The organism is Paracoccus luteus (assembly GCF_004522155.1).
Classification (GTDB): Bacteria; Pseudomonadota; Alphaproteobacteria; order Rhodobacterales; family Rhodobacteraceae; genus Paracoccus; species Paracoccus luteus.
Genome location: NZ_SDEA01000002.1, coordinates 1 through 19,871 on the forward strand (window position 1 = coordinate 1; position 19,871 = coordinate 19,871).

The window sequence follows — 19,871 nt, forward strand, 5'->3', positions numbered from 1 at the left end:
ACCACCAGGATCGCGCCGTCCATCTGCGCGGCGCCCGTGATCATGTTCTTCACATAGTCGGCGTGGCCGGGGCAGTCGACGTGCGCATAGTGCCGCGTCGCCGATTCGTATTCCACATGCGTGGTCGAGATCGTGATCCCCCGCGCCTTTTCCTCGGGCGCGTTGTCGATCTGGTCATAGCCCTTGAAGTCGCCGAAATACCGCGTGATCGCAGCCGTCAGCGTCGTCTTGCCGTGGTCGACGTGACCGATCGTCCCGATGTTGACGTGCGGTTTCGTCCGTTCGAATTTTGCCTTTGCCATCATGGCCTCCTGGTCGTCGGGCGGCCGGCTGGACGACGCCCTGTCAAAACATCGCCGCGACTTATAAGGGCGGCGGTGAAAAATCAAGGCGGGCCACGCCCGGCCAGGGGGGAATCGCATGGACATCGCGCCCGACCACCAAGGCGATCCGGCAGGTTTCCTGCGCGCGCTGTTCGACGCCGCGGTGGCCGCCGCCGACCCGATGCGGTTCCTGCCCGCCGCCCTGCCGCCCCGCCCGCGCGGCCGCGTCGTCGTGGTCGGCGCGGGCAAGGCCAGCGCCCGCATGGCCGAGGCGGTCGAATCCGTCTGGGGCCGGTGCGAGGGGCTGGTCATCACCCGCTATGGCCACGCCCGCCCCACGCAAGGGGTCGAGATCGCCCAGGCCGCGCACCCCGTCCCCGACGCGGCCGGCGCGGCGGCGACGGCGCGGATGCTGGATCTGCTGGCGGGGCTGTCGGCGGACGATCTGGTGCTGGCGCTGATCTCGGGCGGGGCGTCGGCGCTGCTGGTCGCGCCCGCGCCGGGCGTGACGCTGGCCGACACGATCGCGGTCAACGCCGCGCTGCTGGCGTCGGGCGCGCCCATCGACCGGATGAACACGGTCCGCAAGCACCTCAGCCGCGTCAAGGGCGGGCAGCTGGCCGCCGCGGCCGCGCCCGCACAGGTGCTGGCGCTGATGATTTCCGACGTGCCGGGCGACGATCCGTCGTTCATCGGGTCGGGGCCGACGGTGGGCGACCCATCGACCCCGGCGGACGCGCTGGCGGTACTGGACCGCTGGCGGGTGCCCGTCCCCGACGCCGTGCGCGCCGCGCTGTCGCGGCCGACCGGCGTGGTGGCGCCGGGCGATCCCCGGCTGGCGCGGGTGGACAACCGGATCGTGGCGGCGCCCGCGATCTCGCTGGCCGCCGCTGCCCGGCTGGTCGTGGCACAGGGCATCGCGGTCGAGGATCTGGGCGACCGGGTCGAGGGCGAGGCCCGCGACATCGCCGCCGCCCACGCCGCCCGCGCGCTGGCCCTGCGCCGCGACCGCCCCCGCCTGCTGCTGTCGGGGGGAGAGTTGACGGTGACCCGGCGCGGCGACGGCAGCGGCGGTCCCAACGCGGAATATGCGCTGGCGCTGGCGCTGGCGCTGGACGGCGCGCCGGGCATCCACGCCATCGCCTGCGACACCGACGGCATCGACGGCGCGGCCGAGGTCGCGGGCGCGCTGACCGGCCCCGAAACGCTGGCCCGCGCCCGCGCCGCCGGGGTGGACCCCGCGACGGCGCTGGCCCGCAACGACGCGCACGGGTTCTTTGCCGCGATCGGCGCGCAGGTCGTCACCGGCCCCACGCTGACCAACGTCAACGATTTTCGCGCCATCCTGATCCTGCCGCGCTGATCCCGGCGCAGCCCACGGGCGCGTGGCTACGGTCCGGGAACCGCGCCCCGGCGGCCGCGTTCTGCTGCCAACCGGCCGCGCCCCTGCGCGGCCCGATTTTCCCGGAGGAAACCATGTCCCTGATGAAATCCCTCGCGCGCGTCGCCGCCGGTGTCATGCTGGCCAAGGGCGTCGGCAGCATGATGCGGCAGGCCCAGCAACCCGGCGGCCGGCCCGCGTCGAACCGCCAGACCGGCGGCGGCATCCTGGGCGACCTGCTGGGCGGCGCGGGCCGCGGCACCGGCGGGATGGGCGGGGGGATGAGTGGCGGCCTGGGCGGGGGCCTGGGCGGTATGCTGGGGCAGGTGCTGGGCGGCCAGTCGGGCGGCGCCGGGACCGGCCGGCGCTATGGCGGGCCGAACTCGGCCGGCGCCAGCGGCGGGCTGGGCGGCATCCTGGACCAGCTGACCCGGCAGTCCGGGACCGCCCGCGCCGGCTCTGCCGGGGGCGGCATGGGCGGCGGCATGGGCGGGCTTGGCGGCCTGCTGGGCGGTCTGGCCGGCGGCGCCGCGGCGGGGTCGGCGGGCGGGCTGCTGGGCGGGCTGCTGAACGGCCCCGCGCAGCGTGGCGCGCAGCCGCAGAACGACGCCACCTTCGGCGAGGTCTTCAACGACGCGCTGGCCCACGGCGACGAACCCCAGATCGCCCCCACCCCGGAACAGAACGCCGTCGCCGGGCTGATGCTGCGCGCGATGATCCAGGCCGCGAAGGCCGACGGCAAGATCGACGAGGGCGAACGCGAGCGTCTGATGGGCCAGCTTGGCGACCTGGACGAGGCCGACCGCGCCTTTGTGCGCGAGCAGATGGCCGCCCCCGTGGACGCGCAGGCGCTGGCGCGCGAGGTGCCCAAGGGGCTGGAGGCGCAGGTCTACATGATGTCGCTGATGGCCATCGACTTCGACAGCCGGGCCGAGGCCGAATACCTGCACGGGCTGGCGCAGGCGATGGGGCTGGACCAGCAGCAGGCGAACGCCGTCCACGAACAGGTGGGCGTGCAGAACCTTTACGCCTGACCGCAGCGCGCCGCGATCCGGCCGGTCCGGCAGGGCCGGTCGATTGCTGTTCCCCCCGCCGGTCCGCTGATCTAGCATCCCGCCCGAACGACACCGGAGGGGACGATGAAGCGCCGCAATTTCCTGACCACAGCCAGCCTTGGCGGGGCCGCAGCCGCCCTGGCCGCGCCCGCCTTGGCGCAGGCCAAGCCGCAGGTGAACTGGCGGCTGACCTCCAGCTATCCGAAAAGCCTTGAAACGCTTTACGGCATCTCGGCGCAGCTGTCGAAACGCATCGCCGAGATGACCGACGGCGGCTTCCAGATCCAGCCCTTCGCACCCGGAGAGATCGTGCCCGGCCTGCAGGCCATCGACGCCGTGGGCGATGGCACGGTGGAATGCGCCCATTCGCTGGGCAGCTTCAAGATCGGCGCGGACCCGACCTGGGCCTTCGACACATCGCTGCCGTTCGGGATGAACTCGCGCCAGCATATCTCGTGGCTGTATTACGGCGGCGGGCGCGAGATGGTGAACGACTTCATGCGGCCGTCCAACGTCATGTCGATCCCGTCGGGCAACACCGGCGCGCAGATGGGCGGCTGGTATCGCAAGGAAATCAACTCGCTGGCCGACCTGCAGGGGCTGAAGCTGCGGATCGCGGGCCTGGGCGGCACGATCCTGTCGCGGCTGGGCGTGGTGCCCCAGCAGATCGGCGGCGGCGATCTTTACGCGGCGCTGGAACGCGGCACCATCGACGCGGCCGAGTTCAGCGGCCCCTATGACGACGAAAAGCTGGGGCTGAACAAGGTCGCCCCCCATTACTATTACCCCGGCTGGTGGGAGGGGACGGCCAACGTCGGCCTGTTCATCAACCTGGACAAATGGGCGGCGCTGCCCAGGCACTATCAGGCGGCGCTGGAATCGGCCTGCGCCGAGACGATGGCCCATTGCCTGGCGAAATACGACGCGCTGAACCCCGACGCGCTGATGCGGCTGGTCGGCGCGGGCGCGCGCCTGCACGCCTTCCCCGACGACGTGCTGCAGGCCGCGTTCGCGGAATCGCGCAAGCTGTACGAGGAGTTCGCGGCCGCGAACCCGGCGTTCAAGACCATCTATGACCAGTGGCTGCCCTATTGGCAGAAACAGCAGCAGTGGTTCCGGGTGGCCGAACTGCCGTTCGACTATTTCACCTCGGGCAAGGCGCAGATGTAGGGCGCGGGGGCCGACGCGCCCCCGTGGTTCCGGCCGGGGACACGCGCGTCGCCCCCCGCTGACCGCAAGGACTGCCGCGCGGCTTTCGGTCGCCCCCGGTCAGACCCGGCCGGGGGGCGGCGCCTCGTTTCCCCCGCGTCCCGGGGAGGTTCCGGGCGACCCGCAGGGCCCGCGGTCAGACCCGACGCGGGGCAATGCCTCGTCCACCACCCGCGCGGGATTTCCGACGGCGGTCCCCCCGCTTAGACCGGGCGCAGGGCAGTGCCTTGTCAAACCGCTGCGCAAAGATGCTGGGCGACGTCCGGCTCCCGCAGGCAGGCCCGGCACCGGGCAGGGCCTGCCTTCCGCAAGGGTTCCGGCGACCCTCCGGCCGCCCCCACGGTCAGGCCGCCCGCGCCAGAAGATAGATGTCCATGATCCAGCCGTGACGCGCCCGTGCCGCGGCGCGGGCCTCGGCGATGCGCGGGCCAGCCTCGGCCAGCGGGCCGTGGTCCAGCATCTGCCGGTCCATCCCCACATAGGCGCCCCACCAGATGGTCACCCCTGCCGGGTCCAGCGTCCGGAACGCGCAGTCGCCGTCCAGCATCACCGCCACGCGGTCCGCGCCGCGCGGCCAGCCGTGGTCGCGCAGCCGCCGGCCGGTGGTGATGGTGACCGGGGCGCCCAGATCGTTCAGCGGAACCGCATGCGCCGCGGTCAGCGCCTGCAGCGCGGTGATGCCGGGAATGACGGTGATGCGCGGCGCGGGCCGCAGCCGGGCGGCGATGCGCAGCGTGCTGTCGTAAAGCGACGGATCGCCCCAGACCAGCAGCGCGACGCGCCCCGCCCCGGGCGGGATCGCGGCCGACCAGGCGGCGGCCAGCGCGTCGTGCCACGCCTCGACCCCGGTCAGGTAACCGTCGTCGGCGCGGCGTTCGGGCACCGCGAACCTGCCGCGCGGCACGTCCGAGGCGACCGCATCGCAGATCGCGTCGCGCAGCGCGGCCAGATCGGCCTTGTCCGCCCCCTTGTCGGGGATCAGCACCAGGTCGGCCGACCGCAGCGCGGATTCAGCCGCGCGGGTCAGGTGGCCGGGATCGCCCGTGCCGATGCCGATCAGGATCAGGTCCATGCCGCGCCGCGTCCGCATGCGCGGCCCCAGGGGGACCGCGCCGTCAATCGCCCGCGCCCGTCAGGCGGGGCTGTGCAGCCGGTTCGTGACCAGCCCCGATCCGCGCAGCCCGTGCATCGCCTTGGCGGCGGCCAGCACCGCCAGGTCGGCCAGCGGCTCGACCACGATGACCAGCATATAGGCCGCGCCAAAGCTGCCGATGGCGGCGAAGGTCTGGACCGACACGCCCTGCCCGTACAGCACCCAGAAGGCGACCCACGCGACCACGCCCGCCTGGAACGCGGTCGACAGCGCCAGCGCCTGGCCATAGCGCAGGTCCACATAGGCGGTGCCCGGCGCGATGATGCGGCGCGCCAGCATGTCCACAGCGAACAGCGGCACCAGCAGCGTCGTCAGGTTCATCCCGTATTGCGGCAGGTCGAACGGCGCAAGGAACAGCCCCTGCACCAGCAGTCCCAGCCCCAGCCCCAGCGCGGCGGGCGCCGCCCCGAACAGCAGGAACAGGGTCGAGCCGAGGATGAAGTGCACCTCGCTGACGCCGACCGGGAAATGCGGCAGCACCTGGAAAAAGACAAAGACCGCGGCCGTCGCCGCGGCGGCGCGCACGGCCAGCGAGGCCGCCCCCTGTTCGCGGATCGTCCGCAGGGCCAGCAGCCCGCCGTATCCGGCAGCAGCCGCGGCGGTGGCATAGCTCAGCGTGATCTTGGCGGCGTCCACGACGCCCGGTTCGATATGCATCAGTCCCTCCTGCCCGTCATCCCCGACGGTCGTGGTTGGGCCGGGTCGCCCCGGCGGGTTGCGTGACGGCAGGTCTCCTGACTCGCGGGTCCGGGCCGTGTCCCTGGCCTTCCCGATCCGGGCGGATCAGTGGCGCGCGCGGGGCGGCTCTCCGCTTACAGTTGCGGGGGCAGTCGCGGGTTCGGCGCCTGATGGCTACACCTCACCGCGTTCCCTTTTGATCCCCGTGCGGGTTGTCCGACGTGGGGAACCGTCATGTCCGGTGTGACAGCGCCCCCCCTTGCGGTCAAGCACTCCGGCGCGGGTGCGGATCCGTTCATCCCATGACTTTCCCCGATTCGGACGTGGCCCCGGCACTGTGGCACGCCGACCCTTGCCGGGCGGTTAACCGCCGGCGGGCGCGATCAGGTGAAAGAACGTGCCGGTCACCGACCCGCGCCGCGACCCCGTCTCGGCCACCGCCGCGCCGGTCGCGTCGATGACCCGGGCGAGCGCCGCGTCGGGCTGGGCCAGGATGGTGGCATAGTGGAACTCGTGCCCGCGCAGCCGGTCGCCGGGCGCCTGACCCGGCAGGGGGGCGGCCAGCGTGGCCAGCCGGTATCCCAGATGCATCCGGCGCGCGGCAAAGCTGGTTTCCAGCCCCAGCAGCCCGGCCATGCGGTGCCGTGTGCCGTCCGCGGCGACCAGCCCGGCCCCCAGCGCCATATAGCCGCCGCACTCGCCATGCACGGGGCGCGTGGCGGCGAAACCGGCCAGCCCGCTGCGGAACCCGTCGGCCGCGGCCAGCGCGCCCGCGTGCAGTTCCGGGTATCCGCCGGGCAGCCAGCAGACATCGGCGGACGGGTCCGGCGACTGGTCGGCGAGGGGCGAGAACGGCAGGATCTCGGCCCCGGCCGCCCGCCAGCCCGCCAGCAGATGCGGATAGACGAACGAGAACGCCGCATCCCGCGCCAGCGCGATGCGCTGCCCCGGCGGGCGAACCGCCACCTGCGGCCCGGCGATGCCGCCCGCCGCCGCCGCCCGGATGGCGGGCAGGTCGCAATGCGTGGCCACGAAATCCGCCAGCGCCGCCAGACGGGCGGGCAGGTCGCCGTGTTCCTGCGCCTGCACCAGCCCCAGATGCCGTTCCGGCAGCGCCATGTCCGCGCGGCGGGGCAGCGCGCCCAGCACGGCGATGCCCGCGCCCGCCATGCCGTCGCGGACCAGCGCCTCGTGCCGGGGCGAGGCGACGCGGTTCAGGATCACCCCCGCAAACGGCAGCGCGCGCAGCCGCGAAAATCCCAGCGCGGTCGCGGCGGCGGATTGCGCCTGCCCCGACACGTCCAGCACCAGCACCACCGGCCAGCCGGTCAGCGCGGCCAGGTCTGCCCCGCTGCCGATCCCGGATTCGCCCGCCGCCGCGACCCCGTCGTAAAGCCCCATCGAGCCCTCGGCGATCGCCAGATCCGCCCCCCCGGCGGTCCCGGCCAGCCCGGCCACCTGCGCGCGCGACATGGCCCATGTGTCCAGGTTGAACGAATCCCGCCCCGTGGCGGCGGCATGGAACGCCGGGTCGATATAGTCGGGGCCGTTCTTGAACGGCGCGACCGCCAGCCCCTGCGCCCGGAACGCGGCCATCAGCCCCAGCGCCACCGTTGTCTTGCCGGTCCCCGACGCGGGGGCCGCGACGATGATCCCGGGCGTCATTCGGGGAACCGGGGCGCGGTGCCAACCGGGCGGAACCGGCGGTCATAGTCGGCGGCGTAAAGGCGGCTGTCGTCGAACCCCTGCTGCGCCAGCGCCGGGCCGATCAGGATCAGCGCGGTCCGTTCGCCCGCGCCGACCGCCGGGTCCAGCGCGGCCAGCGTCGTGCGGATGATGCGCTGGTCGGGCCAGCTGGCACGGAACACCAGCGCCACCGGGCAGTCGGGGCCGTAATGCGGGGTCAGTTCCGCCTGCACGCGGTCGAGCACATGCACCGACAAATGGATCGCCAGCGTCGCGCCCGTCGCGCCGAACGCGGCCAGCGTCTCGCCGTCGGGCATGGCGCTGGCCCGCCCCGAGGTGCGGGTCAGCACCACCGACTGCGCGACGCCGGGCAGCGTCAGTTCCGCCCCCAGCGCGGCGGCGGCGGCGGCGAAGGACGGCACCCCCGGCGTCACGTCATAGGGGATGCCCAGATCGCGCAGCCGGCGCAGCTGTTCGCCCATCGCCGACCACACCGACAGGTCGCCCGAATGCAGCCGCGCGACGTCATGGCCCGCCGCATGGGCGGCCGCGATCTCGGCCATGATGTCGTCAAGGCTGAGGGACGCGGTGTTCACGATCCGCGCGCCGGGCGGGCAGTGGGTCAGCAGGGCGTCCGGGACCAGACTGCCGGCGTAGAGGCAGACCGGGCAGGCGGCGATCAGGTCGCGCCCGCGCAGCGTGATCAGGTCGGGCGCGCCGGGTCCGGCGCCGATGAAGTGAACGGTCATGCGGGGTTCCTTTCAGTGTCGCCGGGTCCGCGCGCGATGGCGCAGGTCGCGGTGCCGTCGCGCGCGGCGGCGCGGTGGCCGGTCAGGGCCGCGCCGGGGCCTGCGGCGGCCAGCGCCACCGCCTCGGCCACGCTGCCCGCGCCGTGCGCGGCAAGGCTGCGGGGGGATTGCGTGGGCGTGGCGATGCCAGCGACACAGGGCACGCGGATCAGCGGCAGGGCCAACGCCGCCGCCAGCGGGGCCAGCCGGGGCGCGTGATCGCCAAGCGCGGCCAGCGCATCCGGCGGCGGCCCGCCCGCCAGCGCCGCCTCCAACGCCGCGCGCAGGCTGGCGTCGGTCGCGCGGCCGTTCATCCCGAACCCGGCGACGATCATCGCGTCACCGCCCATTGCACGACGGGCCGCGACGGTGTCCAGCCGCGCAGGCCGCCCAGGGGGGCGGCCTCGGCCAGTTCGATCCGCAGCAGGCTGCCGCCGTGCCGGGCGTGCAGCGCCGCCAGCAGCGATTCCGTTTCCAGCGTGACGGCATTGGCGACGATGCGCGCGCCGGGCGGCAGCCGGTCCCACAGGGCCTGCGCCAACCCTTCAGTCAGGCCGCCGCCCACGAACACCGCGTCGGGCGCGGGCAGGTCGGGCAGCGCGGCGCTGTCGGCGGTGATCGCCGTCACCTGCCCCGCCAGCGCGAACCGCGCGATATTCGCGGCGATGTTGGCGGCGCGGTCGGCGCGGCGTTCGACCGCGATGGCCCGCCCGCCCGCCAGCGCCCATTCGATCGACACCGACCCCGACCCCGCCCCCAGATCCCACAGCACCGCGCCGGGCGCGGGCGCCAGCGCGGCCAGCGTCAGCACGCGCACGGGCCGCCGGGTGATCTGCCCGTCATGGGCGAATGCGTCGTCGGGCAGCCCCGGCCCGCGCGGGCGCGGCACGCCGCCCTGTGGGGTCAGCGCCACGGCGACCGGGGCCTGCACGTCGGTCAGGTCGAACCCGGCGGCGGTGGTGGCGCGCAGCCGTTCGCGGGGGCCGCCCAGCCGCTCCATCACCGACAGCGCCGTGTCGCCCCAGCCGCGCGCCATCAGCCAGCCCGCCAGCGCCCCGGCCGCCGGCCCGTCGCGCAGGGTGGCGATGATCCGGGCGCCCGGCCGCAGATGCGCGGCAAGCCCGTCGAAGGGGGCGGCGTGCAGGCCAAGGCAGGCCGTGTCCTCGATCCGCCAGCCCATCCGGGCGGCGGCCAGCGACACGACGCCGGGGGCGGGGAACGCCCGCCATTCGTCGGGGCGCAGCGCGGCGGCCAGCGCGCCGCCCGCGCCGAACCAGAACGGATCGCCCGAGGCCAGCACCGCCACCGCCAGCCCCCGGCAGGCCAGCACCGGCGCGATGTCGAAGGGCACCGGCCAGGCCCGCCCCCGGTCGCCCGCGCCCGCCAGCGCAAGGTGCCGGGGGCCGCCGAAGACCACCCCGGCCCCCTCCAGCGCGGCGCGGGCGGCCGGGGTCAGGCCTTCCGGCCCATCCTCGCCCATGCCGATGATGCTCAGCCACTCAGCCATCTGCGGGCTCCGTTGCCCGCGCCCGCCCGGCTGGGGCCAGACCTTCCGGGCCATCCTCGCCCATGCCGATGATGCTCAGCCACTCAGCCATCTGCGGGGTCCGTTGCGCCAGCCCGCCCGGCCGGGGCAGGATGCGGTCCGTGATGATGGGGAAAACGATGCGCGTTCTGCTGCTGGGCGGCACGACCGAGGCGGGGGAGACGGCCCGCGCGCTGGCCGCGGCGGGGGTCGAGGCGATCTATTCCTATGCCGGGCGCACCCGCGCGCCGGTCGTCCTGCCTCTGCCGACCCGGACCGGGGGCTTTGGCGGGGCGCAGGGGCTGGCGGACTGGCTGCGCGAGAACGCCGTCACCCATGTCATCGACGCGACCCACCCGTTCGCCGCGCGGATCAGCGCGAACGCCGTCGCGGCCTGTGCCACAATGGGCCTGCCCCTGCTGGCGCTGCAGCGCCCCGGCTGGACCCGGGGGCCGGGCGACCGCTGGACCCGTGTGCCCGACGTCGCCGCCGCCGCCGCCGCGCTGCCCGCGCAGGCGACGGACGTGTTCCTGGCCATCGGGCGCCAGACGCTGGACCCGTTCGCCGCCCTTCCCCACCGTTTCCTGCTGCGCTTTGTCGATCCCGAACCCGCGCCCTTCGGCACCCGCGTCGTGGACCGCGGCCCCTACGGCGTCGCGGGCGACACGGCGCTGATGCGCGCGCACGCCATCCGCATCGTGGTGGCCAAGGACGCCGGCGGCACCGGCGCGCGGGCCAAGCTGGACGCCGCGCGCGCTGGGGCTGCCGGTCATCCTGATCGACCGCCCGCGCCTGCCCCCGCGCCGGGTCGTCACGACGGTCGCCGATGCGATGGGCTGGCTTCATGGCGCGGGCGTGTTGGCGGACCGGGGCGCATAGATCCAGCGCCCGACGCGGCGGGTGTCGGCGTTGCCCAGGATCACGACCGTCCGCATGTCGGCCATGTCGGGGCGGGCGTCGGCCAGCGTCGTCACCCGCAGGCTTTCGTCGGGCGTGGTGACCGCGCGGGCGAAGGCGATCAGCCGGCCGGGGCCGCAGACCTCGTGCAGGATCGACAGGATGCGGGCGAACTGGTGCGGGCGGCTGGCCGAGCGCGGGTTGTAGAGCGCCAGCGCGAACCCCGCCTGCGCGGCCGCCCGCACGCGGGTTTCCACCGTCACCAGCGGCTTGAGGTTGTCCGACAGGTTGATCGCCGCGAAATCATGCCCCAGCGGCGCGCCCAGCCGGGCGGCGGCGGCCAGCATCGCGGTGATGCCGGGCAGGATGCGGATGTCCAGCCCGGCGAATGCGGGCGCGGCCTCGACCGCCTCGAACAGGGCCGAGGCCATCGCGAACACCCCCGGATCGCCAGACGAGACGACGACGACGCCCCGCCCCCGCGCGGCCAGCGCCAGCGCGTGGCGGGCGCGGTCCAGTTCCACCCGGTTGTCGCTGGGGTGCAGCGTCAGTCCGGGGCGCGGGGCCACGCGCGCGACATAGGGGATATAGCCGATCACGTCGTCGGCCCGCGCTAAGGCCTCGGTCACCTGCGGCGTGACCAGCGCGTCGGCGCCCGGTCCCAGGCCCGCGACGGCGATCCAGCCGGGGGACGTTGCGGTCCCGGTCATTCCGCCGCCTGCGGCAGCGTGCCGTCCAGCGCCACCGGGCGGCGGCCGTGGCCGTGGACCAGCACGATGGCGAAATAGGGCGCGGCGGTCTCGTCGGCCTCGGCCAGGCGCTGGACCGTCTGGCCCGGCATGGTGCCGCGTTCGACCAGCCACGCCGCGTCCAGCCGCCCCGCGCGGGCCAGCGCCCGGCGCACCTTGGGCAGGTTGCGCCCGGTCTTCATCACCACCAGCGCATCCGGCCCGGCCATCCGTTCGGCCAGCGCATCCTCGGGCATGGTGCCCATCAGCACGGTCAACACGTCGTCGCCCCAGGTGATCGGCACGCCGGTCGCCGTCCAGCAGCCGGACATGCCGGTGATGCCGGGAATGACCTCGATCGCGCAGCGCCCCTGCAGGCGGACGTGCAGATGCATGAAGCTGCCATAGAAGAAGGGATCGCCCTCGCACAGCACGACGACATCGCCGGGCAGGGCGGCCAGCCGCGCCGCCCAGTCGTCATAGAACCCCGCCAGCGCCGCGTTATAGGCGGGATCGCTGAGCGCGATCTCCGTGGTGACGGGGTATTCCATCGCATGCTCGGTCACGTCCGCGCGCAGCATGCCGTCCACGATACGGCGCGCCATGCCGGCGCGGCCCGGCTTGCGGAAATAGGCGACCTGCGCCGCGCCCGAAATGGCGCGATGGGCCCGCAGGCTCATCAGGTCGGGATCGCCGGGACCAAGCCCCGCACAGATGATGCGCGCCATGACCGTCGCTTCCCTATTCCGCCCGCGAGGCGAGCGCGTTGACCGCCGCCACCGTGATCGCGCTGCCGCCCAGCCGCCCGCGCACCACCAGCGCCGGCGCGGGCAGCGCCGCCATCAGCGCGTCCTTGGATTCCGCCGCCCCGACAAAGCCGACCGGGCAGCCGATGATCGCCGCCGGGCGCGGCCAGCCGGGATCCTCCAGCCGGTTCAGCAGGTGAAACAGCGCCGTCGGCGCGTTGCCGATGGCGACCACCGCGCCCGCCAGATGGGGGCGCCACAGCTCGACCGCCGCCGCGCTGCGGGTGTTGCCCATCGCCGCGGCCATGCCGGGCACGTTGGGGTCGTGCAGCGTGCAGATGACCTCGTTCCCGGCGGGCAGGCGGGGGCGGGTGATGCCCTCGCTGACCATGCGCGCGTCGCACAGGATCGGCGCGCCCGCCGCCAGCGCCGCCCGCGCCGCCGCCGCCATGCCGGGCGAAAAGGCCGCGTCGCGTTCCAGCCCGACCAGCCCGGCGGCGTGGATCATGCGGACGACCACGGGTTCCTCGTCGGCGTCGAACCGGGCCAGCTCGGCCTCGGCCCGGATGGTGGCGAACGACGCGCGATAGATCGCGGCGCCGTCGGTTTCATAGGAATAGGGCATCGGGCGATCCGGTGATGGTGGAGTCGATGATGGTCGCTTCGGTGATCGTGGATTCGGGCGTGTCGGCGGCGGTGCCGTCGCGGATGACGTCGTATCCCCCGGGCCGCGCCACCAGTGTCAGCGCCGCGCGGCCGGGATGTGCGCATCCCTTGGCGCACCCCGAGACGTGGAGCAAGCCCTCTCGCGGCACCCGCCCCGCAAGCGCGCGGGCAAGCGCGCGCGTCGGCCCCAGCCCCTGCGGGCAGCCGGGCGCGCCGGTGCAGGCGACGACCCTGCGCAGCGGGTCCGCGGCGTCGCGGATCAGGCCGGGCAGGTCGGGCATGACCGCCGCCCCCCGGACCAGCAGCATCCGCCACGGCGTCACCCGCAGGTCGCCAAGCGCGGCCAGCGCCGCCAGCGTCTCGGCCTGCATCTGGCCGAAGGCAAGCCCCACCAGCGCGCCCTGCGCGACCAGCCCCGGCGCGGGCACGGGCGCGGCCCGCACAGCCACGGGCGCGTCAAAGCCCGCCGGCCGCAGCCGCGTGACCAGCGCGGCCATGCGCCCCCGGCCCCCGGCGCGCCGCCGTTGGCCAGGAACCACCGCGCGAGGTCCAGCGCATCCGCCACCGGGTCGGCCGTCGGGCGCCCCCCCGCGATCCCGTCGGCGCGCAGGATCAGCGCGCGGCCCGCGCGTTCGATCCGCACGTCGGCGGACACGTCGCGCAGGACGGGCAGCGGGCCGGTATCGACGGCAAAGCCGAACTTGGCGGGCAGCGTCAGGTCGTCCGCCGCCGCCAGCGCGCGCGCCAGGGCCGCCGCCAGCGCATCGGTCGCGGCGTCGGCAAAGGGGGTGACGACGATATTGCGCCGGGTCTCGGCGGCGACCGAGGCGTCGATCAGCGCCAGCGCGCGCAGCCCCGCGACCAGCGCGGCGTGGCTGTCATCGCCCACGCCGCGCAACTGCACGTTGGCCCGCGCCGACAGGTCGATCAGCCCGTTGCCATGCGCCCGCGCCAGCGCCGCGATCCCGGCGGCCTGCGCCTGCGTCAGCCGCCCGCCGGGCGGGCGCACCCGCACCACCAGCCCGTCGCCCGACTGCATCGGACGCAGGGCGCCGGGGCACCAGCCCTGCACCCTGGGCGTTCTTCCTTGACCAAGTATCCTGGGGGAGTCTCCGCAGGAGACGGGGGCAAAGCCCCCCCTTCTTGCACTCACAGCCGATCCTTTCCCAGCGCATTGCGCCGCCCGTCCCACAGCCCCGCGTCGCGCAGCGCGGCAAAGCGGTCGCGCATCGCGGCCAGCGCGGCGGGGTTCTCGGCGTCGAGGAACGACACCACCTCGGGGCGGCCCAGCGTCGCCGCGTGATACAGGTCGAACAGATGCCCCGGCACCGCGCGGGTCAGCTGGGCAAAGGCGGCCAGGTTGTCCAGCGTCGCCGCGATCTCGGCCCCGCCGCGGAAGCCGTGGCGCATCATGCCGGCGGCCCAGTCCGGGTTGGCGGCGCGGGCGCGCACGACGCGGGCGATTTCCGCCGTCAGCGGACGGGCCGACGGCGCGTCGGGGCGCGTGGTGTCCAGATGCCAGGCCGCGGGCGGGGGCAGGCCCAGCGCGGCCCGCGCGGCCATGACGCCGCCCTGATGCGCGGCGAAATCGGGCGCCATCAGCAGGTCGGTTTCCGCCAGATCCTGCACATGCAGCGCCGCATCCGCCGCCGCCAGCCGCGATTCCAGCGCCGCACGGTCCTGCCTTCCACCCGCGCCGTCCACGACCCATTCGGACGCCGCCAGCCACGCCCGCCCGGCGGCGTGCCGCCCCGCGTCGGTCAAATCCGCCGTCAGATCGCCCATCCCCATGCCGTAAAGCCCCGGTTTCGGCCCGAACACGCGGGCCGCGCGCGTCAGGTAAGGGTTGTCGGCCGCATCCTCGTCACGGTCCGCCAGCGCCTCGGCCCCCAAATCGAACAGCGCGGCAAGGCCGGGGAACACGTCGCGGAACAACCCCGACACGCGCAGCGTGATGTCGATGCGCGGCCGCCCCAGCAGGGGCAACGGCACGATTTCGACGCCGGTCACGCGGCCGGTGGCGCCGTCCCACACCGGCGCAAGCCCCGCCAGATGCAGGGCCATCGCGAACTCCTCGCCCGCCGTGCGCATCGACGCCGAGCCCCACAGATCGACGATCAGCCCGCGCGGCCAGTCGCCGTGGTCCTGCAGATGGGCGCGCAGCAGCTCCTCGGCCAGCCTGACCCCCTGCGCATGGGCGGCGCGCGTCGGCACGGCGCGGGGATCGACGGCAAAGAGGTTGCGCCCGGTGGGCAGCACGTCCGTCCGCCCGCGGGCGGGCGAGCCTGAGGGGCCGGGTTCGACCCGCTTGCCCGACAGCGCGGCCAGCAATCCCTCGGCTTCGCCGGGCGCCTGCCCATAGACGTGCAGCCCGTCGCCGAAGCGGCTTTCCTTCAGGTCGCAGACAAAGCGGTCGATGCGCGGGATCGCCTCGGCGGCCGAGGCGGCGGCGGGGATGCCCAGATCATCCTCGACCCCCGCCATGCGTGCCGCCTCGCGGATGGCCGCGATCAGGCGGGTGCGGCGGGCGGGGTCCAGCCCGTCGGCTGTGGCGTATTCGTCCAGCAGCCGTTCCAGCCCCGCCAGCCCCGCGGGCAGCGCGGCCTGCGCCAGCGGCGGCGGCACATGGCCCAGCGTCACCGCGCCGATGCGGCGCTTGGCCTGCGCCGCCTCGCCGGGGTCGTTGACGATGAAGGGATAGATCACCGGCAGGTCGCCGGTCAGCGCGTCGGGCCAGCAGTCCGGCCCCAGCGCGACCGATTTCCCCGGCAGCCATTCCAGCGTGCCATGCGCGCCGATGTGGACCATCGCGTGCAGCCCCTGCGACCGCAGCCACAGATAGAACGCGACATAGTGATGGCGCGGCGTGCGGGTCAGGTCGTGATAGGCATCCTCGCGCCCCGCGACCTCGCCCCGTTCCGGTTGCAGCGCAACCAGCGCGCAGCCCCGGCGCACGGCGGCAAAATGGAAGGCGCCGTCCGCCACGGCGGGGTCCGCCTCGGGCGCACCCCATGCCGCCGCCAGATCGTCGCGCAGGCCCTGCGGCAGCGCGGCCAGCGCGCCGCGATAGTCCGTCAGCGGCCAGCGGATCGTCTCGCGCAGCGACGCCGCCAGCGGCGCGCCCGCCGCGCAGGCCCAGCCCGCGCCGGAAAGCGTCTGCAGGATGGCGTCGGCCGAGGCCAGCGCATCCAGCCCGACCGCATGCGCCATCTGGTCCGGCCGCCCCGGATAGGTGGACAGCACCAGCGCCAGCCGCCTGTCCGCAACCGGCGCCGCCCCCAGCCGGTGCCACGCCGCCACCCGGTCCGCGATGGCCGCGACCCGCCCCGGATCGGCGCGATGGACAAAGCGCGCATATTCCAGCGCCGGGTCGCGCCGGGTCGGCTGCTTGAAGCTGGCGACGCCCGCCAAGATGCGCCCGTCCACCTCGGGCAGGACCACATGCATCGCCAGATCGGCGGGCGACAGGCCCCGCGCCGACCCCGCCCAGTCGCGCCTGCGCGCGGTGGACAGCGCCACCTGATGCACCGGACAGCCGGGCGCATCCAGCGGCGACACCCCGCCCTCGCGCGCCGAAAAGGCGGTGGCGTTGACGATGGCGGCGGGGCGCAGTGCGCGCAGTTCCGCGGCCACCCACGCCGCCGACGCGCCTTTCAGCGACGGCGCGAACAGCCCTGCCGCCCGAAAGCCGCGCGCGCGCAACGCGTGGATCAGCGCCGCCACCGGGTCGGTATCGGCGGCGGCCAGATAGCTGCGATAGAACGTCACGACCGCCCACGGGCCGTCCCCCTGCGGCGGCGCGGTCACGCCATCCTCGGGCGTCCACCAGCCGCAGTCGGGCAGATCGGTCCGCCCTTCTGGCGCAGCCAACTCCAGCCCCGCCGCGCGCCCCAGTTCCGCCAGCGCCGCCTGCGCCGCCACCGCGCCGCCCGCATCGCACAGCGCGGTCAGCCGGGCGAGCGTCGCGCCGTCCACCGTCGAGGCCGCCGCCAGCGCCGGATCGTGCCGCCCGTCCACTGCCAGCACCGCCAGCGCGATGCCGCGCCTGCGCGCCAGATCCTGCACGCTGGCCAGGCCATAGGACCAATACCCCTCGCCCCCCAGCAGGCGGATCAGGATCGCCTTGGCGCCCGCCAGCGTCGTCCCGACATAGGTGTCCACCGACACGGGATGGCGCAGGGCCACAAGGTTCTGCAGGCGCAGCGACGGGCGCCGGTCCATCCTGCGCCAGCCTTCCGCGAAGGCGCCAAGGTCGCTGTCGGAAAACGACAGCACCACCATGTCCCCCGGCGTCTGGCCGGGATCAAAGGGGGCGTCGGTTTCCTCCAGCCCGTGGCTTTCGCGGAAGACGACGTGCATCAGATGTCGCTCGACTCCACCGTGCCGCCCAGGCGGGCGGCGATGGCGGCCGGGTCCAGGTCGCCGCGCTCGGCGATGACGACCAGCCGCGACCGGCGCGGCGCGTCGGCCCACGGGCGGTCGAACTGGTGGCGCACGCGTTCGCCCACCGCCTGCACCAGCAGCCGCATCGGCTTGCCCGCGACGGCGACATGGCCCTTGGCGCGCAGCACCCTGTGGTCGCGCCCCAGCGCCGTCACCGCATCGGCCACGGCCTGCGGATCGGCGGCATCGGGCAGCGCGATCACGGCGGACGCGAAATCGTCGTGTTCATGGTCGTCGGCGCCGTCGTGGTGGCTGGGACGGGCGGCCAGGTCATCCTCGGCCGCGGCGTTCAGGCCCAGCACGACGCGCGGATCGACGGCGCCGTCGGTGACGGCCAGCGTCGGGATGTCGCGCGGGGCTTCCGCGGCGATCACCTGCCGGGCGGCGGCAAGGCCGGCCTCGCCCGCCAGGTCGGCCTTGGTCAGCAGGATCAGGTCGGCGCAGGCGATCTGGTCCTCGAACACCTCGGACAGCGGCGTCTCGTGGTCGAGGCTCGCGTCCGCCGCGCGCTGCGCGTCCACCGCCGCGGGGTCGGGGGCAAAGCGGCCCGCCGCCACAGCCTCGGCATCGGCCAGCGCCACGACGCCGTCCACGGTGATGCGCGACCGGATCGCGGGCCAGTCGAACGCCTTGAGCAAGGGCTTCGGCAGCGCCAGCCCCGACGTCTCGATCAGGATGTGGTCGGGCTTTTCGGAGCGCGCCAGCAGCGCCTCGATCGTGGGGATGAAGTCGTCGGCGACGGTGCAGCAGATGCAGCCGTTCGCCAGCTCGACGATGTTTTCCGCCGGGCAGTTCTCGTCGGCGCAGTCGCGCAGGATGTCGCCGTCCACGCCGACGCTGCCGAACTCGTTGACCAGCACCGCCAGCCGCCGCCCCTGCGGGTTCCGCATCAGGTGCCGGATCAGCGTGGTCTTGCCGGACCCGAGGAATCCGGTGACGACGGTGACGGGAACTTTGGACAGGTCGGTCATTCAGGTCTCCTGCGGTGGAAGGCGGGCAAGCGACTGCTTGCGGAAGATGACGGGGCGTTCGCGCCAGGGCACCAGCCCGTCGGCGGTCGCGGCATAGGACGCGGCGCCGTCCATGATGTCGGGCGCGTCGGCGGGGGTCATGCGGCCATAGACATAGGACCAGCGGCCGCGCCCGGACAGCGCCACGGTGCAGCCGTTGTCGCAGGCCGACAGGCATTCGACCGGCACGATCCGCACCCCGCGCCGCCCGCCCTGCCCGGCCAGGGCGCGGAACAGCGCCTGGCCGGGGGTCGGTTCGCCCGGCGCGACCGGCTGGCCGGACCGGCAGGTGGTGCAGACATGCAGCGTGATCGTCATGGCGCCCTTGCTTCCCTTGGGGCATCGGGGGCGTTCGCCGATGGCCGGGCGTGCCGCGGCCTTCGGGTCGCGGAACACCCCGTCCGCACCTTGATCTCGCGTCGGCAGGTCTCCCGGCTTGCAGAGCCGGACCCCGCCTGTCTTGGCGCGGTCCCGGCCGCCCGCCTTCCCGGCGCAAGCGCGCGCCAGTGGCGATGGGCGACCTCTCTGGTCACGGTCGCGGGGGCGGCTGACCTTTGCGCCGGGGGACCGGCCCTAGATCATTCCCTCTTCGCCTGTCATAGACAGGAACCGACCCCTTTCCCCTGTGCCCCCGCGGCCCCCTTGTCAAGAGACGCCGATGGACGACCGCCCTGCCCCCGCCGCCCCGCAAGCCGACCCCGACGCCCTCCGCCACGCCGAGAAGATGGCGAAGAAAAAGGCCGCCCGCGACAGGATCATGGCCGGGAAAGAGGGCGAGAAGGGCCTGATCATCGTCCACACCGGGTCGGGCAAGGGCAAATCCTCGTCCGGCTTCGGCATGATCCTGCGCTGCGTGGCGCATGGCATGCCCTGCGCCGTCGTCCAGTTCATCAAGGGCGCCTGGGACACGGGCGAGCGCCGCCTGCTGACCACGCATTTTTCCGACCTGTGCCGGTTCCACGCGATGGGCGAGGGGTTTACCTGGGAAACCCAGGACAAGACCCGCGACATCGCCGCCGCCCGCGCCGGCTGGGAGAAGGCAAAGGAACTGATCCGCGACCCCGCCATCCGCTTTGTCCTGCTGGACGAGATCAACATCGCGCTGCGCTATGACTATCTGCCGCTGGACGAGGTGCTGGCCTTTTTGCGCGACGAAAAGCCGCCGCTGACCCATGTCTGCCTGACCGGCCGCAACGCCGCCCCCGAACTGGTCGAAATGGCGGACCTGGCAACGGACATGACGCTGCTGAAGCATCCGTTCCGGTCGGGCATCAAGGGGCAGGCGGGGGTCGAGTTCTGAGGCGCCGCACCGGGGCGCCGCCCCATCGCCGTATACGACGATCCGGGGGATATTTCCGCCACGATGAAACAGCCGTTAACCGAATCTTCAGGGCCTTGTGGTCCAAGGGTATCACGGTACAGGCGGGGACGCCGATGACCGTCCACGGTGAAAGCACCCTGCCTTCCCAGGTCCGCCGGCCCAGGGCAGGGTGCGACCGCCCCTTTCAGCGTGGTGCATGGGCTTCGCCCGTTCGTCGCTGGAAACAGTCCACCGGACTGTTTCCCAGGCGCTCCTCACTCCC

Annotated in this window: 19 protein-coding genes, 1 pseudogene and 2 riboswitches; of the genes and pseudogenes, 5 read left to right on the plus strand and 15 right to left on the minus strand. The window is 74.0% G+C overall.

The annotated features are described in order from the left end of the window. A partial coding sequence (locus tag EPA64_RS02895; protein ID WP_181953492.1) for a GTP-binding protein occupies nt 1-302 on the minus strand: 302 nt, incomplete at its 3' end. A gap of 118 nt (nt 303-420) precedes the next feature. Between EPA64_RS02895 and EPA64_RS02900 the strand changes: the two genes are divergently transcribed. The 3 genes from EPA64_RS02900 to EPA64_RS02910 all read left to right on the plus strand — a co-directional run bounded on the left by EPA64_RS02900 (nt 421) and on the right by EPA64_RS02910 (nt 3,929). After that, nucleotides 421-1,686: a glycerate kinase type-2 family protein gene (locus EPA64_RS02900; RefSeq protein ID WP_134724767.1), complete on the plus strand. Its 1,266-nt coding sequence runs from the start codon at nt 421-423 to the stop codon at nt 1,684-1,686. A 113-nt stretch (nt 1,687-1,799) separates the two neighbouring features. Next, nucleotides 1,800-2,738 carry a DUF533 domain-containing protein gene (locus EPA64_RS02905; protein WP_134724768.1) on the plus strand — a complete coding sequence of 313 codons (939 nt, stop codon included), beginning with the start codon at nt 1,800-1,802 and terminating at the stop codon, nt 2,736-2,738. 105 nt (nt 2,739-2,843) lie between these two features. Continuing rightward, nucleotides 2,844-3,929, plus strand: coding sequence for a TRAP transporter substrate-binding protein (locus tag EPA64_RS02910; protein WP_134724769.1), 1,086 nt, complete (start codon nt 2,844-2,846; stop codon nt 3,927-3,929). A 382-nt stretch (nt 3,930-4,311) separates the two neighbouring features. On the opposite strand, the gene cobF is transcribed toward EPA64_RS02910, so the two are convergent. From cobF to cbiE, 6 genes are all read right to left on the minus strand, one after another. Next, on the minus strand, nt 4,312-5,058 hold the full coding sequence (gene cobF, locus EPA64_RS02915; RefSeq protein ID WP_246026582.1) for a precorrin-6A synthase (deacetylating): 747 nt from the start codon (nt 5,056-5,058) through the stop codon (nt 4,312-4,314). Nucleotides 5,059-5,100: 42 nt separating this feature from the next. Then, a complete protein-coding gene (locus EPA64_RS02920) occupies nt 5,101-5,778 on the minus strand; it encodes an energy-coupling factor ABC transporter permease (protein WP_134724770.1) in 678 nt (225 codons plus the stop codon). Between the two features lie 63 nt (nt 5,779-5,841). After that, a riboswitch (cobalamin riboswitch) is annotated at nt 5,842-6,034 on the minus strand. A 128-nt stretch (nt 6,035-6,162) separates the two neighbouring features. Beyond that, nucleotides 6,163-7,464, minus strand: coding sequence for a cobyrinic acid a,c-diamide synthase CobB (locus EPA64_RS02925; RefSeq protein ID WP_134724771.1), 1,302 nt, complete (start codon nt 7,462-7,464; stop codon nt 6,163-6,165). Beyond that, nucleotides 7,461-8,234 (minus strand): precorrin-4 C(11)-methyltransferase, encoded by a 774-nt coding sequence (cobM, locus tag EPA64_RS02930; RefSeq protein ID WP_134724772.1) that lies wholly within the window; start codon nt 8,232-8,234, stop codon nt 7,461-7,463. The genes EPA64_RS02925 and cobM overlap by 4 nt, the downstream gene beginning before the upstream one ends. Beyond that, the gene (locus EPA64_RS02935) at nt 8,231-8,623 is read right to left on the minus strand and encodes a cobalamin biosynthesis protein (RefSeq protein WP_246026583.1); all 393 of its coding nucleotides are present in this window, start codon (nt 8,621-8,623) and stop codon (nt 8,231-8,233) included. Before EPA64_RS02935 ends, cobM begins: the two co-directional genes overlap by 4 nt. After that, entirely contained in the window at nt 8,605-9,780 is a 1,176-nt protein-coding gene (gene cbiE / locus EPA64_RS02940) for a precorrin-6y C5,15-methyltransferase (decarboxylating) subunit CbiE (protein ID WP_134724773.1), read from the minus strand. The genes EPA64_RS02935 and cbiE overlap by 19 nt, the downstream gene beginning before the upstream one ends. Before the next feature lie 158 nt (nt 9,781-9,938). Between cbiE and EPA64_RS02945 the strand changes: the two are divergent. Next, a pseudogene (locus EPA64_RS02945) lies at nt 9,939-10,677 on the plus strand (cobalt-precorrin-6A reductase). On the opposite strand, the gene cobJ reads toward EPA64_RS02945, so the two are convergent. The 8 genes from cobJ to EPA64_RS02980 form a co-directional block, all read right to left on the minus strand. Next, entirely contained in the window at nt 10,641-11,405 is a 765-nt protein-coding gene (cobJ, locus tag EPA64_RS02950; protein WP_134724774.1) for a precorrin-3B C(17)-methyltransferase, read from the minus strand. The pseudogene EPA64_RS02945 and the gene cobJ sit on opposite strands and share 37 nt — an antisense overlap. Beyond that, complete coding sequence (locus tag EPA64_RS02955; RefSeq protein WP_134724775.1) at nt 11,402-12,151, minus strand: precorrin-2 C(20)-methyltransferase; 750 nt, start codon at nt 12,149-12,151, stop codon at nt 11,402-11,404. Before EPA64_RS02955 ends, cobJ begins: the two co-directional genes overlap by 4 nt. A gap of 13 nt (nt 12,152-12,164) precedes the next feature. Continuing rightward, a complete protein-coding gene (locus tag EPA64_RS02960; RefSeq protein WP_134724776.1) occupies nt 12,165-12,794 on the minus strand; it encodes a precorrin-8X methylmutase in 630 nt (209 codons plus the stop codon). After that, on the minus strand, nt 12,778-13,227 hold the full coding sequence (locus tag EPA64_RS16980; RefSeq protein WP_342773340.1) for a hypothetical protein: 450 nt from the start codon (nt 13,225-13,227) through the stop codon (nt 12,778-12,780). Before EPA64_RS16980 ends, EPA64_RS02960 begins: the two co-directional genes overlap by 17 nt. Then, complete coding sequence (locus tag EPA64_RS16985; protein ID WP_342773341.1) at nt 13,155-13,907, minus strand: hypothetical protein; 753 nt, start codon at nt 13,905-13,907, stop codon at nt 13,155-13,157. The genes EPA64_RS16980 and EPA64_RS16985 overlap by 73 nt, the downstream gene beginning before the upstream one ends. A gap of 77 nt (nt 13,908-13,984) precedes the next feature. After that, nucleotides 13,985-17,194: a cobaltochelatase subunit CobN gene (gene cobN / locus EPA64_RS02970; RefSeq protein WP_134724777.1), complete on the minus strand. Its 3,210-nt coding sequence runs from the start codon at nt 17,192-17,194 to the stop codon at nt 13,985-13,987. After that, complete coding sequence (cobW, locus tag EPA64_RS02975; RefSeq protein WP_134724778.1) at nt 17,194-18,249, minus strand: cobalamin biosynthesis protein CobW; 1,056 nt, start codon at nt 18,247-18,249, stop codon at nt 17,194-17,196. Before cobW ends, cobN begins: the two co-directional genes overlap by 1 nt. Further along, complete coding sequence (locus tag EPA64_RS02980; RefSeq protein ID WP_134724779.1) at nt 18,250-18,606, minus strand: DUF1636 family protein; 357 nt, start codon at nt 18,604-18,606, stop codon at nt 18,250-18,252. Nucleotides 18,607-18,692: 86 nt separating this feature from the next. After that, nucleotides 18,693-18,917, minus strand: a riboswitch (cobalamin riboswitch). Nucleotides 18,918-18,946: 29 nt separating this feature from the next. Between EPA64_RS02980 and cobO the strand changes: the two genes are divergently transcribed. Then, complete coding sequence (gene cobO, locus EPA64_RS02985; RefSeq protein WP_134724780.1) at nt 18,947-19,588, plus strand: cob(I)yrinic acid a,c-diamide adenosyltransferase; 642 nt, start codon at nt 18,947-18,949, stop codon at nt 19,586-19,588. The last annotated feature ends 283 nt before the right edge of the window (nt 19,589-19,871 follow it).

Coding starts and splice junctions, on each gene's coding strand:
- EPA64_RS02960 (WP_134724776.1), bottom strand. CDS start 12,794: ATGCCCTATTCCTATGAAACCGACGGCGCCGCGATCTATCGCGCGTCG.
- cobW (WP_134724778.1), bottom strand. CDS start 18,249: ATGACCGACCTGTCCAAAGTTCCCGTCACCGTCGTCACCGGATTCCTC.
- EPA64_RS02920 (WP_134724770.1), bottom strand. CDS start 5,778: ATGCATATCGAACCGGGCGTCGTGGACGCCGCCAAGATCACGCTGAGC.
- cobN (WP_134724777.1), bottom strand. CDS start 17,194: ATGCACGTCGTCTTCCGCGAAAGCCACGGGCTGGAGGAAACCGACGCC.
- cobF (WP_246026582.1), bottom strand. CDS start 5,058: ATGCGGACGCGGCGCGGCATGGACCTGATCCTGATCGGCATCGGCACG.
- EPA64_RS02955 (WP_134724775.1), bottom strand. CDS start 12,151: ATGGCGCGCATCATCTGTGCGGGGCTTGGTCCCGGCGATCCCGACCTG.
- EPA64_RS02900 (WP_134724767.1), top strand. CDS start 421: ATGGACATCGCGCCCGACCACCAAGGCGATCCGGCAGGTTTCCTGCGC.
- cbiE (WP_134724773.1), bottom strand. CDS start 9,780: ATGGCTGAGTGGCTGAGCATCATCGGCATGGGCGAGGATGGGCCGGAA.
- EPA64_RS02935 (WP_246026583.1), bottom strand. CDS start 8,623: ATGGGCGGTGACGCGATGATCGTCGCCGGGTTCGGGATGAACGGCCGC.
- EPA64_RS02905 (WP_134724768.1), top strand. CDS start 1,800: ATGTCCCTGATGAAATCCCTCGCGCGCGTCGCCGCCGGTGTCATGCTG.
- EPA64_RS02980 (WP_134724779.1), bottom strand. CDS start 18,606: ATGACGATCACGCTGCATGTCTGCACCACCTGCCGGTCCGGCCAGCCG.
- cobM (WP_134724772.1), bottom strand. CDS start 8,234: ATGACCGTTCACTTCATCGGCGCCGGACCCGGCGCGCCCGACCTGATC.
- EPA64_RS02910 (WP_134724769.1), top strand. CDS start 2,844: ATGAAGCGCCGCAATTTCCTGACCACAGCCAGCCTTGGCGGGGCCGCA.
- cobO (WP_134724780.1), top strand. CDS start 18,947: ATGGACGACCGCCCTGCCCCCGCCGCCCCGCAAGCCGACCCCGACGCC.
- EPA64_RS02925 (WP_134724771.1), bottom strand. CDS start 7,464: ATGACGCCCGGGATCATCGTCGCGGCCCCCGCGTCGGGGACCGGCAAG.
- cobJ (WP_134724774.1), bottom strand. CDS start 11,405: ATGACCGGGACCGCAACGTCCCCCGGCTGGATCGCCGTCGCGGGCCTG.